Consider the following 23397-nt stretch of genomic DNA (forward strand, 5'->3'; position numbering starts at 1 on the left):
GTCGGCGGACTCCATCGGCCGGGCGGACACGGGGAGGCCCTTATATATCGATCGGTTCGGTCCGCGGCTATGATGACTCACATCAGGGCAAACCGACGGCCACCGCCGGCAATCTGCCCCAATTGTCCGAAGTCAAGGAAACAACATGGCCCTCCTCAGCTTTCTCGGTGCGATTCAAGAAGTGACCGGCTCCTGCTACCTGGTCGAGACGCGCGACGGCAGCCGCGTGCTGCTCGAATGCGGCATGCGCCAGGGAGGGCGCCGCGAGGAAGAGGAGGTCAATGCCCGGCCGTTTCCCTTCGATCCGGGCAGCCTCGATGCCGTGGTCATCTCCCATGCGCATATCGATCACAGCGGCCTACTGCCGCGCCTGGCCGCCGCCGGCTATCGGGGACCGATCTTCGCCACCGAAGCCACCTGCGAACTGATGAACCTGATGCTGCTGGATGCGGCCCACCTGCAGGAAAACGATGCGGCATGGGAGAACAAGTGGCGGGCTCGCCTCGGCAAGCCGCCGGTGCAACCGCTCTACACCACGGCCGATGCCGAGAAGGCGCTGTCCCTGTGCCGCCCGCAGCCCTATGGCGCCGCGCTGGAGGTGGCTCCGGGCGTGATCGTCACCTTCCACCCGGCCGGGCACATCCTCGGCTCGGCCATCGTCGAGATGGAACTGCACGATCATCATCTGACCCGTCGCTTGGTGTTCTCCGGCGACCTCGGCAACACCTGCACGCCGCTGATGCGCGACCCGACCCCCTTGTCCAGGGCCGACGTGGTGCTGCTCGAATCCACCTATGGCGACCGCAACCACCGCAACAGCGAAGAAACCCTGGAGGAATTCGCCGAAATCCTGCAGAAGGCCCATCGCGACGGCGGCAACGTGCTGATCCCCTCCTTCGCCGTCGGCCGCACCCAGGATCTGCTTTTCTACCTGGGGCGCTTCTACCAGGAAGGGCGCCTGCCTCAGCAGGCGGTGTTCCTCGACAGTCCCATGGCGATCCGCGCCAACGCCATCTATGCGCGCTTCGCCGAAGAGTTCGACCCACTGGATCGCGACCTGCTGCGGGCCAAGGGTGTCAAGCGTGCCGAGGACTGGCTACCGGTCCTGCGCATGACGCCCACTCCCGAGGAGTCGATGGCGATCAACCGGATCAAGAGCGGCGCCATCATCATCGCCGGCAGCGGCATGTGCACCGGAGGACGCATCGTCCATCACTTCAAGCACAATCTCTGGCGCCAGGAGTGCCATCTGGTATTCCCCGGCTTCCAGGCGCAGGGCACCCTGGGACGGCGGATCGTCGACGGCGCCGGCAGCGTCAAGGTCCTGCACCAGCGCATCGCCGTGCGCGCGCAGGTGCACACCCTCGGCGGTTTCTCGGCCCATGCCGGGCAATCCCAGTTGATCGACTGGGTGCAGCACTTCGATCACCATCCCGAGCTCTATCTGGTACACGGAGAACGGGAAAAGATGTTGGTCCTGCAACAGACCCTGCACGAACGTCTGAACTGGACAGCCACCATTCCCGAGCGAGGTGAGCAGATAGCGATCTGAGGCGAAGCAGCAGTAGGTTGGCTGCCCGAGCCGATAATAAAATGGACCGATCGTCGCCATATCGGGCCGTCATGATGACCAGCCCCGCCATTGGAACGGTGCTGCTCGCAGCACCGCCAGGATTCCGCGCCCAAGGAGAAGTCCATGCCTTTCGAATCGGACGAGTTCCTCTCTCGTCATTTCCAGACCAGCGGCGTCGACGTCAACGCGCTCGTCGATGCACTGGTCGATGAAGTCGTTCCCGAAACCAGTCCCAATCTCCCGCTCTACCGGGAGATGCTCTACACCGTCATCCGCATGGCCCAGGCCGATCGCAACCGCTGGGATGCCAAGATCATGCTGCAGACCCTGCGCGAAATGGAGCAGGCCTTCAGCCGCCTCGAACAGTTCAAGCGCCGCCGCAAGGTCACCGTGTTCGGCTCGGCGCGCACACCGATCGAACATCCGCTGTACGCCCTGGCGCGCGAACTCGGTCGAACCCTGGCGCACCATGGCCTGATGGTCATCACCGGCGCCGGTGGCGGGATCATGGCTGCCACCCACGAAGGGGCCGGCCTGGAGAACAGCCTCGGCTTCAATATCACCCTGCCCTTCGAACAGCACGCCAATGCCACCGTCGAAGGCACGCCGAACCTGATGTCCTTCCACTTCTTCTTCGTGCGCAAGCTGTTCTTCGTCAAGGAGGCCGATGCGCTGATCCTCTGCCCCGGCGGCTTCGGTACCCTGGACGAGGCGCTGGAAGTGCTGACCCTGATCCAGACCGGCAAGAGCCCGCTGGTTCCGGTGGTCCTGCTGGACGAGCCGGGCGGAACCTATTGGGCGGACGCCCTGCAGTTCATCCGCAAGCAATTGGAAGGCAACCGCTACATACTGCCCAGCGACATGCACCTGCTCCACCTGGCCGACAGCGCCGAGGAGGCGGCCGAGGAAATCGCCCAGTTCTACCGCAACTACCACTCCAGCCGCTGGATCAAGGACCGCTTCGTCATCCGTATGCACCACCCACTGAGCGAAGCGGCGCTGGCCCGGTTGCGCGACGAGTTCGCCGACCTCTGCCTGAGCGGCACCTTCGAACAGCAGGGCTATTGCGAAACCGAACAGGACGAACCGGAACTCTGCCACCTGATACGCCTGAGCTTCATCTTCAACGCCCGCGACCACGGCCGCCTGCGCGAGTTGCTCAACTTCATCAACCTTTCACAGCACTGGGCCGCCAAGGACTGATCCAGGCGACACCGCCAAGCCAGCCCAGCCGGGCCGGCGGTCCCTTCCCTGCCGCTCGTCCGTCCGGTCCACCCACCATCGGCGCTCGGCTCCAGGCCATGCGCCGCCAGGCATGGCGTGACAGCGACACGAATCGCTCTTGGGCAGGGAGAAACGCACGAGGCCCAGTCCCGGCTGTATCGATCGGCAAGCGCCGGAACTCAGCGATCGTCGGACAAGCCACCGCGCAGCAGGCGGCCGATCATCTCGGGGGAAAACCCGCGGTAGCCGAGGAAGCGGCCCTGACGGGCATGCTCGCGTGCATCCTCGGGCAAGCGGCCGGCGAACCTGCGTCGCCAGGTGTCGACCAGCAACTCGCCCCAGTCCAGGCCGCTCTCGCGCAACGCCTGCTCGACGGCCTGTCGCGGCAGGCCGCGCTGGGCCAGTTCCTCGCGAATCCGCAGGGGTCCGTAGCCGGCGCGGGCGCGGCTGGCCACGAAAGCCTCCAGATAACGGGACTCGCTGAGCAGTCCCTCGTTCGCCAGACGATCGAGAACCGTCTCGATCAGTTCGGCCGAAGCACCGCGCCGGGCCAGCTTGCGGGCCAGTTCGACCCGCCCGTGCTCACGACGCGCCAGCAGGTCCATGGCGGCCCGGCGCACGGCGGCGGGACTGTCGAGCCCCGGCATCGACGCACTCATCAATAATCGAGATCCGCGTCGGCCGGCTCGTCGGCCAAGGCTGCCGGACGGGCGCTGGCCGGCGCGGCGAGCAACTGATCGCGGATGCTCTTCTCGACCGCTGCGGCGACCTCCGGGTTGTCCTCGAGAAACTTGGCCGCATTGGCCTTGCCCTGGCCGATCTTGCTGCCCTGGTAGCTGTACCAGGCGCCGGACTTCTCCAGCAGGCCGAGTTGCACACCGAGGTCGATGATCTCACCGTTACGGTAGATGCCCTTGCCGTAGAGAATCTGGAACTCGGCCTGACGGAACGGCGGCGCCACCTTGTTCTTCACCACCTTGACGCGGGTCTCGCTGCCGATCACCTCGTCGCTCTCCTTCACCGCGCCGGTGCGGCGGATGTCCAGACGCACCGAGGCGTAGAACTTCAGGGCATTGCCGCCGGTGGTGGTTTCCGGGTTGCCGAACATCACACCGATCTTCATGCGGATCTGGTTGATGAAGATGACCAGGCAGTTGGCGTTCTTGATGTTGCCGGTGATCTTGCGCAGGGCCTGGGACATCAGACGGGCCTGCAGACCGACGTGCTGGTCGCCCATCTCGCCCTCGATCTCCGCCTTGGGCACCAGCGCCGCCACGGAGTCGACGATGATCACGTCCACCGCGTTGGAACGCACCAGCATGTCGGTGATCTCCAGCGCCTGCTCGCCGGTATCGGGCTGGGAAACCAGGAGGTCGTCGACGTTCACCCCGAGCTTGGCGGCGTAGTCCGGATCGAGCGCGTGCTCGGCGTCGACGAAGGCGCAGGTGGCACCCTGCTTCTGAGCCTCGGCGATGGTCGACAGGGTCAGGGTGGTCTTGCCGGAGGATTCGGGGCCGTAGATCTCGACGATCCGCCCCTTGGGCAGGCCGCCGATGCCGAGCGCGATGTCCAGCCCCAGGGAACCGGTGGAAATGGCCGGAATCGCCTGCCGCTCGTGATCGCCCATGCGCATCACCGCGCCCTTGCCGAACTGCTTTTCGATCTGGCCCAAGGCCGCAGCCAAGGCGCGCTTCTTGTTCTCGTCCATTGAAGACCTCACGTATTCAGGAGGGCCTTGCGGCCGCCATACACTGTATAAGTAGACAGTATTAGAGCATAGGAAAAGCTCGGGCGCCTACCCCTGGGCCGATCCATTTCCGTGATGTCCAGCACCTCATTCGAGCGTCCCATCGGCAACCAGGCGGATCAGACCGGCCAGGGCGGCCTGCACCGTCCGTCGACGTACCTCGCCGCGGTCGCCGGGAAACTGCTGGCGCACCGCGAACAAGCGCTCGCCATCTGCCCAGGCCAGCCAGACGGTGCCGACCGGGGTTTCCGGCGAGCCGCCATCGGGGCCGGCGACACCACTCACCGCCACGGCGTAGCGAGCGCCGCTGCGCGCCTGGGCGCCGCGCGCCATGACTTCGACCACCTCTCGGCTGACCGCACCGAAACGCTCGAGCAGTTCGCTCGGCACGCCCAGTTGGACATTCTTCTGGCGATCCGAGTAGGTGACGTAGCCGGCCTCGAACCAGGCCGAACTGCCGGGAATGCGGGTGATCGCCTCGGCAATGCCGCCGCCGGTGCAGGATTCGGCAGTGCTCGCCTGCGCGCCGAGCGCGCGCAGACTCTCGCCGAGTTCGACGGCGAGTCGGGTAATGTCGTCCATGGTGTCCTCCAGGCAGAGTCGCTGCAGAACGATACCCTACTCCGATGTCGGCACAGGGCAAGCGGCGGGCCGGCCGCAGACCCGCTCCGTCCGCGCCGGAAGGCGAAACCATGCCTGGATGGAGCCCCGTCCCGCACCTTTCGCAAGCCGTGGCCCCGATGGATAAACCAGACCCCGACGCGCGTGTCCCGCTAATGCGTCGGCCATGGCGATAACGCTAGCAATCCACTGAAATGAAAGAATCGTTCCAGTTCCCGCCCGGTCCGGCACAGATCGACGGCTATGCCGCAAGCCGGAATCGGCGCCAGGGAAATATGGGACAGACCCCATGGCCCGGCCCGGCAGCCGACCGGGCACAAGGAAAATCTACCCGTCGGTACGCTTCTTTTACAGGTTCGCGCGAAGGGTCGTCCGCCATCGGACCGCCATCGAAAACCGGCCGGTGCACGGAAGCCCAGCAGCGGAGGCTGGCTGTCGGAGCGGGATCGCCAAGAGGGGGAAACACGACGGCACAGCCGTATCGCAAGTGCCGCAGGAGAAGATGTGCAATCCGGAATGTACTTGGCCGTTGCGGGAGTCGGTGGCGGTGGACAATCCAAGCGTTGTCCACCCTGACCGCTAACCGGCGTCGTCAGCCGTTATAGGGAAAGGACTCGGCAGTTTCAGGCGTCCAGCCGAGCGGGCGCGGGCGATTGCCATAGATCACGACCTTGTCGCCGGGAGCGAAGACATAGTTCGGCGAGCGGTACCTCTTCAGTTCGCCACTGTCGGTACGCACGATGTAGGCACGATCGCTACCACCGACTGCCTTCTGGCCGGAACCGCCGACCAGCGCACCGACGCCGGCACCGATCAGGGCACCGACCGGACCGCCGACGGAGCCGGCCATCATGCCGGTCATGCCGCCCGTAGCCTGGCCGGAGGTCTCGTCCGTCACTTCGTTGACGATTTCAGCGGCGTAGACATTGCTCATGGCGAGCATGCCGATGGTCAGAGCCAGAATGCCGAACTTTTTCATGGCGGTTCCCCCGAGGTCGATATCAGTGGTCGTGGCCAGTCGATTCCTGTTGGGACTGGGGGCGCGGTTCTGCGCCGTTTCGCTTTCCCTTGGGGCAAAAACTACCGTTTTGATTGACACAGATCAATAAAATAATCGGCACATCATGCTTAAGGAGGGGTATCCCTGACGACCGGCAAGACGAAACTTCCTCCCGTGCCTGCCGAAGAAGACATCAACCGGTTGATTCGAAAGGAAAATTACCGGACCCGAACTGGCGTCCGATTAGCGGGACATAAACGGAGTCGTGCGCTTTCCCGCCCGTTATGCAGAAACAACACGCCGACGCCCCCGATCCCGAGGTCGGCCGTTCGGCGTTGGCAGCCTGGATGGCGAGGCCACGGGGACGTTCAGGCCATCAGCTTCTGGCCAGATGCCTGTCGATCAGCGGTGCCACCTGCGCGGCGAGGTTTTTGGCCAGTCGATGGCCTGCGCCCGGGAAAACGTGCAGTTCGGCGCGAGGCAGCAATACGGCGAGGCGCTGGCCGACACCGACGGGGCTGATCGGATCGGCATCGCCCCACAGCAGCAGCACGGGCATGCGCAGCTCCGCCAGCCGATGCGTCAGGTCTTCATGGTATTCGATGAACCACTGCGGTACGGTCCGGTTTTCGGCGGCGAACAAGGGGCGCCAGTCCTGCGCGCCCAGGCTCGCCATGTCCATCCCGCCCGAAGTCGCGGCCAATACCAGATGAGAGACCTGTTCGGGCCGCTCGAGTGCCGCCAGCATGGCGACAACTCCCCCCATCGACTGCGCCATCAGTGCCGCGGGCTGGTCGATTTCGGCCACGACGCGCGCCACCAGATCGGCAAAGCCGGTCACGCTCGGGTCGGCTGGCGTCGAACCCAGACCGGGCCAGCCGATATGGACTTTCCGTGCCGGATGGGTGAGCAGATCGGCTGTCGGCCGCCAGAACTGCGTGCTGCCGGAAGCGCCGGGAAGAAACAGGAGTTTCGATGGCGGTGGAGTCACGGGGTCGCTCCTCGAAAGTGACGAAAAATGCCTGCGTCATCGCAAGGGGACAAGCAAGGCGCTGTTCCTCCTTGCTTTTCCGCCTGTCAATCCTCCGTCCCCAAGGTCTCTCGAAGCTCCAAGGGGCACCCGCCGAAGAGACAGGGGCTCGTTGGTCGGACTGCAGGTTCGGCGATGGCCGGGGAGCTAGAATATCGAAAGTGCCCGGAAGCGTACCGCATGGCGTACACCGGACGAATATCGGCCCGAGTTAACAATTCCGTAACCTCGCTGCCGTAGGGTGCCGGCTCGGACGGCCCTGTACCGAATATGCCCGGCCTTCGCCGGTCCTTGGCAGTGCAACGAAACGAAGCACCAGCGGCCCCGTTCGCCATGACATCCCATCAAGTCAGTCTGGAGGCACATCATCTTGTTGATGCAGGGAGTCCTGATACTCACGATCGCCGCTCTGCTCTACCTGACCCTATCCGTCATGGTGATGGATCTTCTCATAGAGCTGATATCCCATGTCCTGCAGGACAAGACCGGCTCCGTTCAAACGGAGGACTCGGACAACCTCCATGCCATCCCCCTGCCAGATGGACAGGCGCTGACAAACTCTTCCGCCATGGTCGATGCGCGACAGGACGAGACTCCTTGTCTTCCTTCTGGCTCCGGGCTTCCCGACCGACGTCCCATAGCCCCTTGGTTATTCACTCAGCCGACCAGGTTTTCGGTGTAAAAACCGCCTCGAACGAAAATGCGGAAAGGGGCGCTTTCGCCCCTTTCCGCTCCAATCGCCGCCCCGGATCTCAGTTCAGCAGGGCCGGCTTGTCGCCTTGGTTGATCACAATGCGCCTGGGCTTGGCCTCTTCCGGAACGACCCGCTCCAGTTCGATGTTCAGCAGGCCGTTGACCAGATTGGCGCCTTTCACTTCGATGTGGTCGGCCAGGTTGAACGACAGCTTGAAGCTGCGCTGGGCGATGCCCTGGTGCAGGTAGGTCACCGCCGGCGCCTCTTCGCTCTTCGCCGGCGCACGCTTGCTGCCGCTCACGGTCAGTACGCCGACCTGGACCTGCAGGTCCAGGTCGGCCTCTTCGAAGCCGGCCATCGCAATCACGATGCGATAACTGTTTTCGCCGTGCTTCTCGATGTTATAGGGAGGATAAGTGCTGCCGCTTTCATTGCGCAGTGCCGCCTCGAACAGATCGTTGAAACGGTCGAAACCGATGGACTGGCGAAACAACGGAGCCATGGTGAAAGTAGCCATGTTCAATCTCCCGAATATCAGCGAGTTTGTTAAGCTCGGGACCCGACTTCGGCATCCCGCATACTTTTCGAATCAACGATGGATCAATTCAGCAGGGCCGGCTTGTCGCCTTGGTTGATCGCAATGCGCCTGGGCTTGGCCTCTTCCGGAACGACCCGCTCCAGTTCGATGTTCAGCAGGCCGTTGACCAGATTGGCGCCTTTCACTTCGATGTGGTCGGCCAGGTTGAACGACAGCTTGAAGCTGCGCTGGGCGATGCCCTGGTGCAGGTAGGTCACCGCCGAGGCCTCTTCGCTCTTCGCCGGCGTGCGCTTGCTGCCGCTCGCGGTCAGTACGCCGCGCTCGACCTGCAGGTCCAGGTCGGCCTCTTCGAAGCCGGCCATCGCAATCACGATGCGATAACTGTTTTCGCCGTGCTTCTCGATATTATAGGGAGGATAAGTGCTGCCGCTTTCATTGCGCAGTGCCGCCTCGAACAGATCGTTGAAACGGTCGAAACCGATGGATTGGCGAAACAACGGAGCCATGGTGAAAGTAGCCATATTCAATCTCCCGAATTATCGGCAAGTTCATTGAGACAGAGACCCGACTTCGGCATCCCTTACTTCTTAAATAGGGACGGACAAACAGGCTTCAAGGGGCGGCGAGCAAAATTTTTCGGTTCTTTTGGCAGACGGAATTCACGGTTCCGGTACTTTTCCAATAAGGACGACAAACGGGACATGCAACTTTCGAATCGGCGAACGAGCATTCCCTGGGTGAGCGGGCCGGCCTCTGTCCGTCGGCCACGGCGAAACGAAAGATGTCGATCACAACGGCCTCCCACATGCCCCCTGTCCCGAGCGGGCTGCACCTCTGCAGGCGCCGGGCTTGACGCCCGAGCGAATGCGCCAGACCCTGTGTCGTCCTCACACGGGTCTCTCTCATGCTCTGGATTCCCTTCACCCTGCTCGCCGCTTTCACCCAGGCGCTACGCAACGCCCAGCAGAAACAGCTCAGCCACGAGGTGAACGCGCTGGGCGTAACCCTGGCACGCTTCATCTGGGCCTTGCCGCTGGCCGTGCTCTACCTGGCGCTGCTGTATGCCAGCACCCCCGCCGAACAGCCACACTTCAGTGGCCGTTTCGTCTTCGACGTGGCCGCCGCCGCCTTCGCACAGATCCTCGCTACCACCCTCATGGTGCTACTGTTCCAGCGCCGTAGCTATGCCACGGGCGTCGGCCTGGCCAAGAGCGAGGCCCTGCTGGCTGCGGTGCTGGGCTCGGTCTTTTTCGGCGCGCTGCTCGGCCCGGTCGGCTGGTTGGGCGTAATGGTAGGCGCGGGGGCCGTCTGGCTGATGAAGGGGCGCGGCGAGCCCGGCTCGCTGGATCTCACGACCCTGCTATTGGGTCTGGCAAGCGGCCTGTGCTTCGCCCTGACCACCCTGTGGGTGCGCGATGCCTGCCATCAGCTACAACTACCCTTCATGCACACCGCCGCCTGGGCGCTGGTGTGGACCATCAGCATCCAGGTCGCGGCGCTGACCGGCTGGCTGGCCCTGCGCGACCGCCAGACGCTGGTGAAACTGTGGAATCGCCCCTCGCTGGTATTTCGCATCAGCCTGTCCAGCTCCGTCGCCTCCCTGTGCTGGTTCACCGCGGTCAACCTGGAAGACGTCGGACTGGTGAAGACCCTGGGCCAGATCGAGGTGTTCTTCACCCTCCTGCTGTCGCAGCACTGGCTCAAGGAGCAGGTTTCCCGGCGGGAAAAACTCGGGCTGCTGCTCATCGTCGTCAGCGCCCTGCTGGTCATTTTGCCAGCGCTATCGACCTGAACGACCAGCGCTCGACGCACGCCCGATGGTTACCGGCATTCCGGCCTCCCCCGCAAAATCCAGGCGGCAGCCAGGGTAGTATTAGTCCCTGCCTGCCGCTGTTAAATTGATATCTTAAGCCAAGTGATTGAATGGAAAGCCTTTCTCAGCACACCCCGATGATGCAGCAATACTGGAAGCTCAAGCGCGAGCATCCGGATCAGTTGATGTTCTACCGCATGGGCGACTTCTACGAACTGTTCTACGAGGACGCCAAGAAAGCCGCCAAGCTGCTCGACATCACCCTCACCGCCCGCGGTCAGTCGGCCGGCAAGTCGATTCCCATGGCCGGCATTCCTTTCCACTCGGTCGAGGGGTATCTGGCCAAGCTGGTCAAGCTCGGCGAGTCGGTGGCGATCTGCGAGCAGATCGGCGACCCGGCCACCACCAAGGGACCGGTGGAGCGCCAGGTAGTGCGCATCATCACCCCGGGCACGGTCAGCGACGAGGCACTGCTCGACGAGCGCCGCGACAACCTGCTGGCGGCAGTGGTCGGTGACGAACGGCTGTTCGGTCTGGCGATACTGGACATCACCAGCGGTCGCTTCAACGTTCAGGAGATCCAGGGCTGGGAAAATCTGCTGGCCGAACTGGAACGCCTCAATCCGGCGGAGCTGCTGTATCCCGACGACTGGCCGGCCGGTCTGCCGCTGGAAAAGCGTCGTGGCGCACACCGCCGGGCGCCCTGGGACTTCGACTTCGACAGCGCGTACAAGAGCCTCTGCCAGCAGTTCGCCACCCAGGATCTGAAAGGCTTCGGCTGCGATGGGCTGGGTCTGGCCATCGGTGCCGCCGGCTGCCTGCTGGCCTACGCCAGGGAAACCCAGCGCACAGCCCTGCCTCATCTGCGCGGTCTGCGTCACGAGCGCCTGGACGATACCGTGATCCTCGACGGCGCCAGCCGGCGCAACCTGGAGCTGGACGTCAACCTTTCCGGCGGGCGCGATAATACCCTGCAGTCGGTGATCGACCGTTGCCAGACGGCCATGGGCAGCCGCCTGCTCGGTCGCTGGCTGAATCGCCCGCTGCGCGATCGCGCAGTGCTGGAGGCGCGCCAGGACACCGTCGCCTGCCTGCTGCAGGACTACCGCTTCGAGAGCCTGCAGCCGCAGCTCAAGGAGATCGGCGATGTCGAGCGCATCCTCGCCCGCATCGGCCTGCGCAATGCCCGCCCGCGCGATCTCGCCCGCCTGCGCGATGCTCTTGCCGCACTGCCACAACTGCAGACGGCGCTGAGTCCGCTGGAAGCGCCGCACCTGCAGGCCCTGGCCGGCAACATCCGGACCTATCCGGAACTGGCCGAGCTGCTGAGACGCGCCATCATCGATAACCCGCCGGCGGTGATTCGCGATGGCGGAGTGCTCAAGCAGGGCTACGATGCGGAGCTGGACGAGCTTCTCTCGCTCAGCGAGAACGCCGGCCAGTTCCTCATGGACCTGGAGGCGCGGGAAAAGGCACGCACCGGGCTGCCCAACCTCAAGGTCGGCTACAACCGCATCCACGGCTATTACATCGAGCTGCCGCGGGTACAGGCCGAGCAGGCGCCGGCCGACTATATCCGCCGCCAGACCCTGAAGGGCGCCGAACGCTTCATCACGCCCGAGCTGAAGGCCTTCGAGGACAAGGCCCTGTCGGCCAAGAGCCGTGCCCTGGCGCGGGAAAAGGCACTCTACGAGGAACTGCTGGAGATCCTCATCGCCCAGTTGGCGCCGCTGCAGGAAACCGCGACCGCCCTGGCCGAACTGGATGTGCTGGCCAACCTCGCCGAGCGGGCCTTGAACCTCGACTTCAATCGCCCACGCTTCGTCGAAGAACCCTGCCTGCGCATTCGCCAGGGCCGCCATCCGGTGGTCGAGCAGGTGCTGGACACACCCTTCGTCGCCAACGATCTGGAACTCGACGACAACACCCGGATGCTGATCATCACCGGCCCCAACATGGGCGGCAAATCCACCTACATGAGGCAAACGGCGCTGATCGTGCTGCTCGCCCACATCGGCAGCTTCGTTCCGGCGCAGAGCTGCGAGCTTTCCCTGGTGGATCGCATTTTCACCCGCATCGGCTCCAGCGACGACCTGGCCGGCGGCCGTTCCACCTTCATGGTGGAGATGAGCGAGACGGCCAACATCCTGCACAATGCCAGCGAACGCAGCCTGGTGCTGATGGACGAGGTCGGCCGCGGCACCAGCACTTTCGACGGCCTGTCACTGGCCTGGGCGGCGGCCGAGCACCTGGCCGGCCTGCGCGCCTGGACCCTGTTCGCCACCCATTATTTCGAGCTGACCGTGCTGGCGGAAAGCCAACCGGTAGTGGCCAACGTGCACCTGTCGGCCACCGAGCACAACGAGCGCATCGTCTTCCTCCACCATGTGCTGCCGGGACCGGCCAGCCAGAGTTACGGCCTGGCGGTCGCCCAACTGGCCGGCGTGCCTGGACCGGTGATCAGCCGTGCCCGCGAACACCTGGCGCGTCTGGAGGCCACCAGCCTGCCCCATGAAGCGCCGCTCCGCGAAGCAGGCAAACCCCAGCCGCCGATCCAGAGCGATCTGTTCGCCAGCCTGCCGCATCCCCTGATGGAGGAACTGGCACGCCTCAAGCCGGACGACCTGAGCCCGCGCCAGGCGCTTGAGCTATTGTATTCGTGGAAAACGAGGCTCTAACACATACCCGAGCAAACTGCTAGAATCGCGCGCTTTCAGAGGGCACCGGAACCTTTAGCCCGAAGTCCGGCGCCCTTCACATACAAGCAGGGAGCCGGTTCGGCTCCGCAGCTGCGCCTGAGGAGAACACAGGAATGGCCTTCGTCGTCACCGACAACTGCATCAAGTGCAAGTACACCGATTGTGTTGAAGTCTGCCCGGTAGACTGTTTCTACGAAGGGCCGAACTTCCTGGTCATTCATCCGGACGAGTGCATCGACTGCGCGCTCTGCGAGCCCGAGTGCCCCGCCCAGGCGATCTTCTCCGAGGACGAAGTACCCGAGGACATGCAGGAGTTCATCCAGTTGAATGCCGAACTGGCGGAAGTCTGGCCGAACATTACCGAGAAGAAGGACCCGCTGCCGGACGCCGAAGACTGGGATGGCGTGAAGGGCAAGCTGCAGCACCTGGAGCGCTGAGCCGATATGAAACGCGAGGGCCCGCCAACCGGCGGGCCCTTTCCGTTGGCCGGCAGGAACCTCAGAACTCGGCCCAGCGCTCCCGGGGCGGGGCGACGGCGATCCCCGGCTCGAGGAGCACGGTGGCCTTGCCGCCCCTGCGGTCGGGCTCGCTGCGCCGCCGGGCGGCACGGGCAGCGAAGCGATCTTGGCGACTCACATGCTCCACCCCCCGTCCGCTGACTCTCAATGCCGAAATCACGTTGGACAGCTCGGCTACCTGGGTATCCAGGTTCGCGGCATCCCTGGCCGACTGCTGGACCAGTTCGGCGTTGCGCTGGGTGACTTCGTCCATCTGTGCGACCGCCTGGTTGACAAGCTCTATGCCACGGGTCTGTTCCTCCGAGGCGGCGGCGATCTCGTTCATGATGCCGTCGACCTCGAGTACCGCCTCGACCACCTGCCGGATGGCTGCCTCGGCCTTTCCGACATGCTGTTCGCCGGCATGAATCTCGCGGCTCGACACTTCGATCAGGGCATGCACATCTTGCGCCGCGGCCGCACTCCGGGTGGCGAGGTTGCGCACTTCGCTGGCGACCACCGCGAAACCACGGCCGTGCTCGCCAGCCCGGGCGGCCTCCACCGAGGCGTTGAGGGCGAGAATGTTGGTCTGGAAGGCGATGCTGTCGATGACCCGAATGATCTCGGCGATCTTCCCGGAACTGCTGCTGATCCGCTCCATGCTCTGCACTACGGACTTCATCGCCGAGCCGGTGGCCTGGACCTCTTCGGCGGCCATATGGGACAAGGAACTGGCGTGCCTCGCATTGGCTGCGTTCTGCTGCACGGTAGCGGTAATCTGCTCCATGCTCGATGCGGTCTGCTGCAGGGCACCCGCCTGTTGCTCGGTGCGCCTGGACAGGTCGACATTGCCTCTGGCGATCGACTAGGCGGCTGGCTGGACCTCGCCCAGGCACTGATAGACATCGGTGACGATGTTGCCCAGACTCGTACGCATGATGATCAGCATGTCCATCAGCCTGCCGATCTCACCGCGCATCATCGCCGGCGGCATGGCCGCCAGGTTGCCCGTAGCGATCTGCATGGAAAAAACCACGGCCTCCCGAAGCTGGCGCAGCAGGCCGCGCATCACCGTCAGGCCGGCCACCAGCATCAGTGAACCGACCAGCAGGAGCAATCCCGTCTGCGCCCAGAAAAGGCTTTGCTGATGATCCTGCAGCGCCGCCAGCAGGGCGGCCGAAGCAGAATCCCCCAGGTCCGACTGCAACTGCCGGACATGGCTGCCGGCATACCTGAAACCGAAATAGCCAAGACCGATGCAGATGGCGAGCAAGATCAGATTCAAGCCGATCATGCCACCCAGGCAGACCTTGAACGCACTGGCCTCGAGACGCCGGTCCCATCCCGAAAGCCCTGTCCGGACGACCGTGCCGCGTTCGAGGCGGATACCCCGGGTATCTCCCGCACGGATTCGCGCGTAAGCCTGCTCGGCTTCCAACCGCTCCTGGGGACTGGCCTTGACACGCACCGACGAGTAGCCCAGCACCTCGCCATTTTCGATGATCGGCGCCACATTGGCACGAACCCAGTAGAAGTCCCCATTCTTGCGCCGGTTCTTGACCACCCCGGCCCAGACCTCCCGGCGCAGGAGCGTTTCCCAGAGATTGGCGAAAGCCTCCCTAGGCATGTCGGGGTGGCGTACCAGACTGTGCGGCGCACCGATCAATTCTTCTCGGCTGTAACCGCTGGCCTCGATGAAACCGGGGGCAGCATAAGTGATGCGTCCTTTCAAGTCAGTCCTGGAAAGCAGGTTCTGATCGTCCCTCAACTCGTATTCATGCTGGGTGACAAGACAATTGGACTTCACGTCATGTTCCTTGAGTTAGGCATGCAGGGAGTGGAGCGCCAGGAGAGGCGGCAATCGGATAGGGCCGCCTATGGGAGAGCTTCAAGCAATAAGCGCGCCATACGCGGCAAGGCCTGATTTCTTCAGGAAGGACTGTTCGAAGAAACAAGAAAAATGCGAGCTTTCCCACAAATCTTCAAAACCGTATTGATGCCTTTATGACATCAAAACTGCCTCGAAACAGCCTGGGAAGCGCCTGGACGAGATCCATCCCTGGCCCGCTTCCCCAGGAAAAAGCGCTACTTGAATGGGATGGCGGCGTCAGGCCAGGCGACAGCGATCGAGGCCGTTCAATGCCGGAGCCAAACGCCAGCAGGAAGAGTGGGGACAGCGGAGCCTGTGGCCCGAGCGACCAGCGGATATTTCCACCGCCAGCAGGTTCTCGATGGGCGGAATGCTTGTCGCCGGAAACGAAAAAGGGTGGAGGCATATCCTCCACCCTTCTGGTTCCCGAGCGGATCAGGAACCGCAAGCCGCTCGATCAGTCACACAGCAAGTACACGGAAGACGCGCGACGGCTCGCTCTGTGAGGCTTGCACGCCAGCCGAGCCGGAACTTTTCCGGCCAGCCGCACATGCATCTTTTTCACTGGAACAGCGCATCGCTGGAAAGGCCATTCTTCTCGAGGATCTCCCGCAAACGCTTGAGCGCCTCGACCTGGATCTGGCGAACCCGCTCGCGGGTCAGGCCGATCTCCTGCCCCACCTCCTCCAGCGTACAACTCTCGTGGCCGCGCAGACCGAAACGACGCACCACGACTTCCCGCTGCTTCTCGGTCAGGTCGAACAGCCACTGGTCGATACTCTGCGACAAATCATCGTCCTGCAGCAGGTCACAGGGATCGGAGGGGCGATCGTCGGTCAGCACGTCGAGCAGGGTCTTGTCCGAATCCGGACCCAGCGAGACATCGACCGAGGTGACCCGCTCGTTGAGTCCGAGCATGCGCTTGACCTCGGCGACCGGTTTTTCCAGCAGGTTGGCGATCTCTTCCGCCGAAGGCTCGTGATCGAGCTTCTGGGTCAGTTCACGCGCCGCCCGTAGATAGACATTGAGCTCCTTGACCACATGGATCGGCAGACGAATGGTGCGGGTCTGGTTCATGATGGCCCGCTCGATGGTCTGGCGAATCCACCAGGTGGCGTAGGTCGAGAAACGGAAGCCGCGTTCCGGATCGAACTTCTCCACTGCCCGGATCAGGCCTAGATTCCCCTCCTCGATCAGATCGAGCAGCGACAGGCCCCGGTTGACATAGCGGCGGGCGATCTTGACCACCAGTCGCAGGTTGCTTTCGATCATCCGCTTGCGGCCAGCCGGGTCTCCCCGCTGCGCCAGCCGCGCGAAATGCACTTCCTCCGCTGGTGTCAGCAGCGGCGAGAAGCCGATTTCGTTGAGGTAGAGCTGGGTCGCATCCAGCGCCCTAGTGTAGTCGATGTACTTGTGCTGCTTCAGGTTCGCCTGCCTGGACTTCGCGACGGGGAGGTCCGGCTCATCGTCCAGGACATCCTCCAGCACGATGTCGGCGTCCATCAGGAGCACATCATCGTCTACATCAAACTCCGGCGCTTCTTTTGCTTTTATATTGAGAGCCATCGTTGTCGTCCCCTGCTATGTTCAACAACAAGCTTCGGTGCCACCCTCCCATGGTTGGACACCCGAGCCCTTATTCTGACTGGAACGGGCTACAACGGTTCACCGGGAAGGTAGATATTGCAGAGGGTCCACAGGTTTTCCCTGGCGGCGAATCTCGAAATGGAGCTTCACCCGATCGGTACCCGTCGACCCCATTTCGGCAATAACCTGCCCCGCCTTCACCTGTTGTCCTTCCCGGACCAGCAGCCTGCGGTTATGGCCGTAGGCGCTGACGTAAACATCGCTATGCTTGATGATGATCAGTTCGCCGTAGCCCCGCAAACCACCTCCGGCGTACACAACCGACCCATCAGACGCAGCCAGGACAGGCTGGCCCAATTGACCGCCGATATCAATGCCTTTATTCAAACTGCCGTTTGAGGAAAAGCGTCCCACCAGAGGGCCTTCCGCCGGCCAGGCCCAGCCGGACGGTGATCTGGCGGACACCGCCGGCTGTGCACTAGGCGCCTTTGTCGCAGGCGGCGGCTGAACCTTCCCGGAGTCCGGCTTGACCGGTGTCGCCGCTACGGCAGCTTGGCTGGTGGCTGGGACAGTTGGAGCAGGGGTCGCCGCCGGGACTGACGGCCGGGCTGCCGTCGAGGCCGCTGCCTGCCGCACCGGCCCCAGCTGGATCTTCTGTCCCGGATGAATCACGTAGGGCGCAGCGATGCCATTGTGGGCGGCCAGTTCGCGCCACTCCCAGCCATAGCGCATGGCAATGGACGAGATCGACTCGCCACGGCTGACCACATGTTGCCCGCTGGTGACGCGAGGAACCGACTGGCGCTCCGCCACCTGCACGTTGTTCCGGGAGGAACTGGCGCAGCCGGCCAACAGCAGGGCAAGGATGATCCCCCCCAGCACGCTCCGAACGGTACGGCCACTACTGAGAAATTGAAAAACTCTGAAACTCACCCGCGCATCCCCTTTCCGATGACTCTGGAATTTCGACGAACCCGATTACTCGGCCAAGTTACCTGCCGGCCGGCGACGCCCGACCGGCCTGCTCGATACCAGGATCAACCCGAAGAAGAACGACCGGAGCGGGATCGACCGATGCTCCGGCAGCCAGGTGACCGGGCGTGCCAGGCTGAACACTTTGTCCGGGATGCCGCTCGGAAGCATCAGCAGCAAGATCGCAGGCACACTGCCAGGCCGGTGCGGACGGGCTCGCGCAACAGTAGCGGCAGCGCGCCGGGCAAACGGCCGATGGAGCGCAACAGTCCGTCATAGATACCGGCGACGAAAGCGACCGCCCCCCCGAAATGCCGGGCACGACATTCGCCGCCCCCATGGCGGCACCCTTCAGGAAAAGCAGCAAGGAAGATTTCACGGAGCCCATCCGAACGGTCAGAACAAAGAACCTTGGAGCAGGGGTACGAACCGCACGGTCTCCAGCGCATGACGGCGGAAGCCGCCATCGGGCTCGCGCACGATGAGCAACAGTTGTTGCTCGGCGCCGCTGCCCACCGGTATCACCAGGCGCCCGCCGGGAGCCAGTTGATCCAACAGTGCGGAAGGGACATCCGAAGCGGCGGCCGTGACCATGATGCCGTTGTAAGGAGCCAGCGCCGGCCAGCCCTCCCAGCCATCGCCCCAGCGAAAGACCACATTGCGCAGATTGAGTTCGAGCAGCCGCTCCTTGGCTCGCTCCTGCAGCGCCTGGATCCGCTCGACGGAAAACACCCGCTCCACCAGTTGCGCCAATACCGCTGTCTGATAACCCGAACCGGTACCGATCTCGAGCACCTTGTCCAGGCGGTCGCCGCCGAGCAGCAATTCGGTCATGCGTCCTACCATGTAGGGCTGGGAAATCGTCTGGTTGTGGCCGATCGGCAACGCCGTGTCCTCATAGGCCCGGTGCGCCAGGGCCTCGTCGACGAACAGATGGCGTGGCGTGCGGCGGATCACCTCGAGCACTGGAGCGCTGGACAAGCCCTCCTCGTAGAGACGCTGGATCAGACGCTCGCGGGTACGCTGCGAAGTCATGCCGATGCCGCTGTGCGACAGGTCGTCGGGCCGGAGGCGCATCAGAGCAAGTCCTCCAGCCAACTGTCGAGGCCGGCGAAGGCTTCGTGGAAGGTACGATCGAGTTGCAGCGGGGTGATGGAGACGTACCCCTGCATCACGGCATGAAAATCGGTTCCCGGTCCGCCATCCTCGGCGTCGCCGGCAACCGAGATCCAGTAGCCCTCCTTGCCGCGCGGATTGACCATCTTGACCGGTGCCTTGGCCCGGGCGCGGTGGCCGAGGCGACACAGGCGGATACCGCGGATGCGCTCCAGGGGAAGATTGGGAATGTTCACACTGAGCACGGTGCGCGGCGGCAGTGCGAGCCGCTCGTGGTGCTCGACCAGGGTACGAGCGATATGCGCGGCCGCCGGCAGGTTGTCCGGCTCGCGCGAAAGCAGCGAGAAGGCAAAGGCCGGCCGCTTGCAGAAGCGCCCCTCGATGGCGGCTGCCACGGTCCCCGAATAGAGCACGTCGTCCCCCAGGTTGGCCCCCAGGTTGATGCCGGACACCACCATGTCCGGAACCGGGTCCAGCAGACCGTTGAGTCCCAGGTGGACGCAATCGGTAGGGGTTCCGTCGAGGGCGATGAAGCCGTTCGACAGTAGCTGCGGGTGCAGCGGCCGGTCCAGGGTCAGCGAACCGCTGACTCCGCTCATGTCCTTGATGGGAGCGACGACCACACATTCGGCCATGTCGGCCAGGGCATCGTGAAGCGCGGCTATGCCGGGAGCAAGGGCCCCGTCGTCGTTGGCGATCAGAATACGCATGAAGTGTCCATTAAGCCTGCCGGCCACAGATCGACGAGCTCGCGGACCACGACAGTGGCGAAGCAGCCGGCCGGCAGGACGAATTCCAGTTGCAAGATGTCGATGGCGGGATAATGCCACGCCAGCCGGTCGATGGGGAGGCGCAGGATGCGCCGTTCGTGCAGCATGCCCGCTTCCCCCAGCCAGTCGCCGAGTGGCGCCTCGCACCGGCCGACGGCATCCTCCAGCACCTTGGTCGCCGCGCCGGCCGGGGAGCCGCCCGCGCCCCAGAGCGGGCCGGTGGGATGCAGGTCGAGCAGTGCCAGGCGCGGGTCGGCGCACTCCTCCACGCCCGCCGGGAAGAAACTGCGGCTGTCGGTGAAAGCCAGCAGGTCTCCCGGCTGCGCCCGATTCCAGTCGCCTACCGCGACCCGCTCGGCCAGCACCCGGTTGAACAGATAGCTGCGCGCTGCCGAGAGCAGACGCGAGCGCAGGTTGCGTTGCGCAGGCAGTTCCCGCCGCACGGCGAAGGCCCTGGCCTCGGCGAGATTGCCGCCGTCGTGGCCGAAACGCTGCAGGCCGAAGTAGTTGGGCACTCCTTGGCGGCGGAGCTGCTCCAGACGCGCATCCAGCGCCGGACGATCGGCGGCGAGGCGAGTCAGCCGCAGCTTGAAACCGTTGGCCGCGTGGGCACCACGTTGCAGTTTCCGCGAGTGGCGGACACGCTCGAGGATACGCAGGCTGTCGTCCTCCGCGGCCACGAGGTCGGGATCGGCCTTGCCCGGCAGGTGCAGGCTGAACCACTGGCGGGTCAGCGCCTGGCGATCCTTCAGACCGGCATAGCTGATCGCCTTCAGCGGCATCCCGGCGGCACGGGCCAGGCGCCGAGCCGCCTCCTCGGTATTCAGCCCGCGCTTTTCCACCCACAACCAGAGATGCTCGCCCTGCCCACTCAGGGGAATGTCCAGCACCTCGTCGACCTGGAAGTCCTCGGCGCAGGCCTTGAGCAGTGCCTGGCCGCAGGCTTCGCCATATGCCCTGGGACCGAGCAGTTCGGACTCGCTCATAGCGCCAGCAACAGGGCCACCGCATGCACGGCGATCCCTTCCTCGCGGCCGGTGAAGCCGAGCTTTTCGGTGGTGGTGGCCTTGACGTTGACCTGCTCCACGCCGACCTGCAGGTCTTCGGCGATCGACAGACGCATGCGTTCGATATGCGGAGCCATTTTCGGCGCCTGCGCGACTATGGTGGCGTCGACATTGCCGACCCGCCAGCCCTTTTCCCGCACCAGCGCCACGACATGGCGCAGCAGCACGCGACTGTCGACACCCTTGAAGCGAGGATCGGTGTCAGGGAAATGCCGGCCGATATCGCCCAGCGCCGCGGCGCCGAGCAGCGCGTCGCAGAGCGCGTGCAGCAGCACGTCGCCGTCGGAATGGGCGAGCAGCCCGAAACGATGAGGAATCCGCACCCCGCCGAGAGTGACGAAATCACCCTCGGCGAAACGGTGCACGTCATAGCCGTGTCCGATACGCATGATAGGAACGCCCTGGAAAGTCGGGCCGCGATTCTACAGGACTCGCCCCCGGTGGGAGCCAGCCTGCGCCTACGGATTCAGCCCGACGGCATGATGGCGCAGGTGGTCGTCGATGAAACTGGCGATGAAGTAGTAGCTGTGGTCGTAGCCGGGCTGCAGACGCAGGGTCAGCGGATGTCCGGCGGCGCTGGCCGCGACCCGCAGAGCCTCGGGCTTGAGCTGGTCGGCGAGGAAGCCGTCGGCGTCGCCCTGATCCACCAGGATCGGCAGACGTTCCCGGGCCCCGGCGAGCAGTTCGCAGGCGTCCCAGCCTTTCCAGGTTTCGCGGTCCGCACCCAGATAGCGGCTGAAGGCCTTTTCCCCCCAGGGGCAGTTGATCGGGTTGGCGATCGGCGCGAAGGCCGACAGCGAACGGTAGCGCCCCGGATTGCGCAGGGCGCAGACCAGCGCGCCATGGCCGCCCATGGAGTGGCCGCTGATGCCGCGCCGATCGCTCACCGGGAAGCTGGCTTCGATCAGGGCCGGCAATTCGTGCACCACGTAATCGTGCATGCGGTAGTGCCGCGCCCAGGGCTCCTGGGTGGCATTCAGGTAGAAGCCGGCGCCATGGCCGAAATCCCAGGCGCCATCCGGATCGCCCGGCACTCCGGCGCCGCGCGGGCTGGTGTCCGGGGCGACCAGCACCAATCCCAGTTCGGCGGCGAGCCGGTGCGCGCCGGCCTTCTGCATGAAGTTCTCGTCGGTGCAGGTCAGCCCCGACAGCCAGTAGAGCACCGGCAGCCGGCCACCCCGCTCCGCCTGCGGTGGCAGGTAGACGGCGAACGCCATGTCGCACTGCAGGGTAGCGGAGCGGTGACGGTAGCGGTCGTGGCGGCCGCCGAAGCTTTTCTGGCTGGAGAGCAGTTCGAGGGTCATGGGTGCTCCCTGAGCAATATCGCGGAATGGAACGTCCACGCCGGAACGTGGACGCGCGCTCGCTCAGAAGTGGATGACGGTACGGATGCTCTTGCCCTCGTGCATCAGGTCGAAGGCCTCGTTGATCCGCTCCAGGGGAAGATTGTGGGTGATGAAGGTATCCAGCGGGATTTCGCCCTTCTGCGCCTTCTCCACATAGCTCGGCAGTTCGGTGCGGCCGCGCACGCCGCCGAAGGCGCTGCCGCGCCAGACCCGTCCGGTGACCAGTTGGAACGGTCGGGTGCTGATCTCCTGGCCGGCCCCGGCCACGCCGATGATGGTCGACTCGCCCCAGCCCTTGTGGCAGCACTCCAAGGCCGCGCGCATCAGTTGCACGTTGCCGACGCACTCGAAGCTGTAATCCACGCCGCCGTCGGTCATCTCGACGATGACTTCCTGGATCGGCTTGTCGTGATCCTTCGGGTTGACGAAGTCGGTGGCGCCCAGTTGCCCGGCGACCTCGAACTTGGCCGGGTTGATATCGATGGCGATGATCCGCGAGGCCTTGGCCATCTTCGCGCCGATGATCGCCGCCAGACCGATGCCGCCCAGGCCGAAGATCGCCACGCTAGAGCCCTCGGTGACCTTGGCGGTGTTGAGCACCGCACCGATGCCGGTGGTCACCCCGCAGCCGAGCAGGCAGACCTTCTCCAGCGGTGCGTCCTCGGGAATCTTCGCCAGGGAGATCTCCGGCAGCACGGTGTACTCGGAGAAGGTCGAACAGCCCATGTAGTGGTAGAGCGGCTGGCCCTGGTAGCTGAAGCGGGTGGTGCCGTCCGGCATCAGGCCCTTGCCCTGGGTGGCGCGCACCGCCTGGCACAGGTTGGTCTTGCCGGATTTGCAGAACTTGCACTCGCGGCATTCGGCGGTATACAGCGGAATCACATGATCGCCCACCTGCAGGGAGGTCACGCCCTCGCCCACCGCCTCGACGATGCCGCCTCCTTCGTGGCCCAGAATGCAGGGGAAGACACCTTCGGAGTCCTGCCCCGACAGGGTGTAGGCATCGGTATGGCAGACACCGGTGGCGACGATGCGCACCAGCACCTCGCCCTTCTTCGGCGGCGCCACGTCCACTTCGACGACTTGCAGCGGCTGGTTCGGGCCGAAAGCCACGGCGGCACGAGATTTGATGGTCATGAATGCGTTCTCGATGAGCTGAAAAATCCAAAGTCTAACGGAAGGCGGCGGCAACCAAGGGTTCCATCCTGCCGCAGCCCGGTCGGTGGACGACAG

Annotated in this window: 22 protein-coding genes and 1 pseudogene; 5 read left to right on the plus strand and 18 right to left on the minus strand. The window is 64.2% G+C overall.

From position 1 onward, the window contains the following. The first annotated feature begins 145 nt into the window (after positions 1-145). Positions 146-1552 (plus strand): MBL fold metallo-hydrolase RNA specificity domain-containing protein, encoded by a 1407-nt coding sequence (locus AVCA_RS17515; protein ID WP_012702369.1) that lies wholly within the window; start codon positions 146-148, stop codon positions 1550-1552. A gap of 144 nt (positions 1553-1696) precedes the next feature. Further along, complete coding sequence (locus AVCA_RS17520) at positions 1697-2776, plus strand: LOG family protein (RefSeq protein ID WP_012702370.1); 1080 nt, start codon at positions 1697-1699, stop codon at positions 2774-2776. 200 nt (positions 2777-2976) lie between these two features. Here AVCA_RS17520 and recX read toward each other — a convergent pair whose 3' ends face one another. From recX to AVCA_RS17560, 7 genes are all read right to left on the minus strand, one after another. Continuing rightward, positions 2977-3444: a recombination regulator RecX gene (gene recX / locus AVCA_RS17525; RefSeq protein WP_012702371.1), complete on the minus strand. Its 468-nt coding sequence runs from the start codon at positions 3442-3444 to the stop codon at positions 2977-2979. Positions 3445-3455: 11 nt separating this feature from the next. Next, positions 3456-4505 carry a recombinase RecA gene (gene recA, locus AVCA_RS17530; protein WP_012702372.1) on the minus strand — a complete coding sequence of 350 codons (1050 nt, stop codon included), beginning with the start codon at positions 4503-4505 and terminating at the stop codon, positions 3456-3458. A gap of 126 nt (positions 4506-4631) precedes the next feature. Next, a complete protein-coding gene (locus AVCA_RS17535) occupies positions 4632-5126 on the minus strand; it encodes a CinA family protein (protein WP_012702373.1) in 495 nt (164 codons plus the stop codon). A 631-nt stretch (positions 5127-5757) separates the two neighbouring features. Beyond that, on the minus strand, positions 5758-6144 hold the full coding sequence (locus AVCA_RS17540) for a hypothetical protein (protein ID WP_012702374.1): 387 nt from the start codon (positions 6142-6144) through the stop codon (positions 5758-5760). Between the two features lie 397 nt (positions 6145-6541). After that, positions 6542-7156 carry an alpha/beta fold hydrolase gene (locus AVCA_RS17545; protein WP_072432477.1) on the minus strand — a complete coding sequence of 205 codons (615 nt, stop codon included), beginning with the start codon at positions 7154-7156 and terminating at the stop codon, positions 6542-6544. Between the two features lie 791 nt (positions 7157-7947). Then, positions 7948-8406 carry an Hsp20 family protein gene (locus tag AVCA_RS17555; protein ID WP_012702376.1) on the minus strand — a complete coding sequence of 153 codons (459 nt, stop codon included), beginning with the start codon at positions 8404-8406 and terminating at the stop codon, positions 7948-7950. Positions 8407-8489: 83 nt separating this feature from the next. Further along, the gene (locus tag AVCA_RS17560; RefSeq protein ID WP_012702377.1) at positions 8490-8948 is read right to left on the minus strand and encodes an Hsp20 family protein; all 459 of its coding nucleotides are present in this window, start codon (positions 8946-8948) and stop codon (positions 8490-8492) included. Between the two features lie 383 nt (positions 8949-9331). Between AVCA_RS17560 and AVCA_RS17565 the strand changes: the two genes are divergently transcribed. The 3 genes from AVCA_RS17565 to fdxA all read left to right on the plus strand — a co-directional run bounded on the left by AVCA_RS17565 (position 9332) and on the right by fdxA (position 13376). After that, positions 9332-10219 carry a DMT family transporter gene (locus tag AVCA_RS17565; protein WP_012702378.1) on the plus strand — a complete coding sequence of 296 codons (888 nt, stop codon included), beginning with the start codon at positions 9332-9334 and terminating at the stop codon, positions 10217-10219. A 131-nt stretch (positions 10220-10350) separates the two neighbouring features. Next, a complete protein-coding gene (gene mutS / locus AVCA_RS17570) occupies positions 10351-12918 on the plus strand; it encodes a DNA mismatch repair protein MutS (protein ID WP_012702379.1) in 2568 nt (855 codons plus the stop codon). Between the two features lie 134 nt (positions 12919-13052). Then, complete coding sequence (gene fdxA / locus AVCA_RS17575) at positions 13053-13376, plus strand: ferredoxin FdxA (protein ID WP_012702380.1); 324 nt, start codon at positions 13053-13055, stop codon at positions 13374-13376. A 291-nt stretch (positions 13377-13667) separates the two neighbouring features. On the opposite strand, the pseudogene AVCA_RS17580 reads toward fdxA, so the two are convergent. The 11 genes and pseudogenes from AVCA_RS17580 to AVCA_RS17625 all read right to left on the minus strand — a co-directional run. Next, positions 13668-14223, minus strand: a pseudogene (locus AVCA_RS17580) (methyl-accepting chemotaxis protein); the annotation flags it as partial. 78 nt (positions 14224-14301) lie between these two features. Continuing rightward, positions 14302-15243, minus strand: coding sequence for a PAS domain-containing protein (locus AVCA_RS17585; protein ID WP_012702382.1), 942 nt, complete (start codon positions 15241-15243; stop codon positions 14302-14304). Between the two features lie 624 nt (positions 15244-15867). After that, positions 15868-16872, minus strand: a complete 1005-nt coding sequence (gene rpoS / locus AVCA_RS17590; RefSeq protein ID WP_012702383.1) for an RNA polymerase sigma factor RpoS — start codon at positions 16870-16872, stop codon at positions 15868-15870. A gap of 99 nt (positions 16873-16971) precedes the next feature. Further along, positions 16972-17826: a peptidoglycan DD-metalloendopeptidase family protein gene (locus AVCA_RS25390; protein WP_012702384.1), complete on the minus strand. Its 855-nt coding sequence runs from the start codon at positions 17824-17826 to the stop codon at positions 16972-16974. Positions 17827-17871: 45 nt separating this feature from the next. Further along, positions 17872-18057 (minus strand): undecaprenyl phosphate translocase family protein, encoded by a 186-nt coding sequence (locus AVCA_RS27300; protein ID WP_367888945.1) that lies wholly within the window; start codon positions 18055-18057, stop codon positions 17872-17874. 204 nt (positions 18058-18261) lie between these two features. Continuing rightward, complete coding sequence (locus AVCA_RS17600) at positions 18262-18942, minus strand: protein-L-isoaspartate(D-aspartate) O-methyltransferase (protein ID WP_012702385.1); 681 nt, start codon at positions 18940-18942, stop codon at positions 18262-18264. Beyond that, positions 18942-19691: a 5'/3'-nucleotidase SurE gene (gene surE / locus AVCA_RS17605; RefSeq protein WP_012702386.1), complete on the minus strand. Its 750-nt coding sequence runs from the start codon at positions 19689-19691 to the stop codon at positions 18942-18944. The genes AVCA_RS17600 and surE overlap by 1 nt, the downstream gene beginning before the upstream one ends. Further along, a complete protein-coding gene (truD, locus tag AVCA_RS17610) occupies positions 19679-20737 on the minus strand; it encodes a tRNA pseudouridine(13) synthase TruD (RefSeq protein ID WP_012702387.1) in 1059 nt (352 codons plus the stop codon). The genes surE and truD overlap by 13 nt, the downstream gene beginning before the upstream one ends. Then, positions 20734-21207, minus strand: coding sequence for a 2-C-methyl-D-erythritol 2,4-cyclodiphosphate synthase (ispF, locus tag AVCA_RS17615; protein ID WP_012702388.1), 474 nt, complete (start codon positions 21205-21207; stop codon positions 20734-20736). Before ispF ends, truD begins: the two co-directional genes overlap by 4 nt. A gap of 69 nt (positions 21208-21276) precedes the next feature. After that, the gene (gene fghA, locus AVCA_RS17620) at positions 21277-22122 is read right to left on the minus strand and encodes an S-formylglutathione hydrolase (protein ID WP_012702389.1); all 846 of its coding nucleotides are present in this window, start codon (positions 22120-22122) and stop codon (positions 21277-21279) included. A gap of 63 nt (positions 22123-22185) precedes the next feature. Further along, on the minus strand, positions 22186-23301 hold the full coding sequence (locus AVCA_RS17625; RefSeq protein WP_012702390.1) for an S-(hydroxymethyl)glutathione dehydrogenase/class III alcohol dehydrogenase: 1116 nt from the start codon (positions 23299-23301) through the stop codon (positions 22186-22188). Positions 23302-23397: the final 96 nt, after the last annotated feature.

The sequence above is a fragment of the Azotobacter vinelandii CA genome, from assembly GCF_000380335.1.
Taxonomy (GTDB): domain Bacteria; phylum Pseudomonadota; class Gammaproteobacteria; order Pseudomonadales; family Pseudomonadaceae; genus Azotobacter; species Azotobacter vinelandii.

Excerpts from the sequence above, each read along its gene's own strand:
- AVCA_RS17515 (WP_012702369.1), top strand. The coding sequence starts at position 146 with ATGGCCCTCCTCAGCTTTCTCGGTGCGATTCAAGAAGTGACCGGCTCC.
- AVCA_RS17520 (WP_012702370.1), top strand. The coding sequence starts at position 1,697 with ATGCCTTTCGAATCGGACGAGTTCCTCTCTCGTCATTTCCAGACCAGC.
- recX (WP_012702371.1), bottom strand. The coding sequence starts at position 3,444 with ATGCCGGGGCTCGACAGTCCCGCCGCCGTGCGCCGGGCCGCCATGGAC.
- recA (WP_012702372.1), bottom strand. The coding sequence starts at position 4,505 with ATGGACGAGAACAAGAAGCGCGCCTTGGCTGCGGCCTTGGGCCAGATC.
- AVCA_RS17535 (WP_012702373.1), bottom strand. The coding sequence starts at position 5,126 with ATGGACGACATTACCCGACTCGCCGTCGAACTCGGCGAGAGTCTGCGC.
- AVCA_RS17540 (WP_012702374.1), bottom strand. The coding sequence starts at position 6,144 with ATGAAAAAGTTCGGCATTCTGGCTCTGACCATCGGCATGCTCGCCATG.
- AVCA_RS17555 (WP_012702376.1), bottom strand. The coding sequence starts at position 8,406 with ATGGCTACTTTCACCATGGCTCCGTTGTTTCGCCAGTCCATCGGTTTC.
- AVCA_RS17560 (WP_012702377.1), bottom strand. The coding sequence starts at position 8,948 with ATGGCTACTTTCACCATGGCTCCGTTGTTTCGCCAATCCATCGGTTTC.
- AVCA_RS17565 (WP_012702378.1), top strand. The coding sequence starts at position 9,332 with ATGCTCTGGATTCCCTTCACCCTGCTCGCCGCTTTCACCCAGGCGCTA.
- mutS (WP_012702379.1), top strand. The coding sequence starts at position 10,351 with ATGGAAAGCCTTTCTCAGCACACCCCGATGATGCAGCAATACTGGAAG.
- fdxA (WP_012702380.1), top strand. The coding sequence starts at position 13,053 with ATGGCCTTCGTCGTCACCGACAACTGCATCAAGTGCAAGTACACCGAT.
- rpoS (WP_012702383.1), bottom strand. The coding sequence starts at position 16,872 with ATGGCTCTCAATATAAAAGCAAAAGAAGCGCCGGAGTTTGATGTAGAC.
- AVCA_RS17600 (WP_012702385.1), bottom strand. The coding sequence starts at position 18,942 with ATGCGCCTCCGGCCCGACGACCTGTCGCACAGCGGCATCGGCATGACT.
- surE (WP_012702386.1), bottom strand. The coding sequence starts at position 19,691 with ATGCGTATTCTGATCGCCAACGACGACGGGGCCCTTGCTCCCGGCATA.
- truD (WP_012702387.1), bottom strand. The coding sequence starts at position 20,737 with ATGAGCGAGTCCGAACTGCTCGGTCCCAGGGCATATGGCGAAGCCTGC.
- ispF (WP_012702388.1), bottom strand. The coding sequence starts at position 21,207 with ATGCGTATCGGACACGGCTATGACGTGCACCGTTTCGCCGAGGGTGAT.
- fghA (WP_012702389.1), bottom strand. The coding sequence starts at position 22,122 with ATGACCCTCGAACTGCTCTCCAGCCAGAAAAGCTTCGGCGGCCGCCAC.
- AVCA_RS17625 (WP_012702390.1), bottom strand. The coding sequence starts at position 23,301 with ATGACCATCAAATCTCGTGCCGCCGTGGCTTTCGGCCCGAACCAGCCG.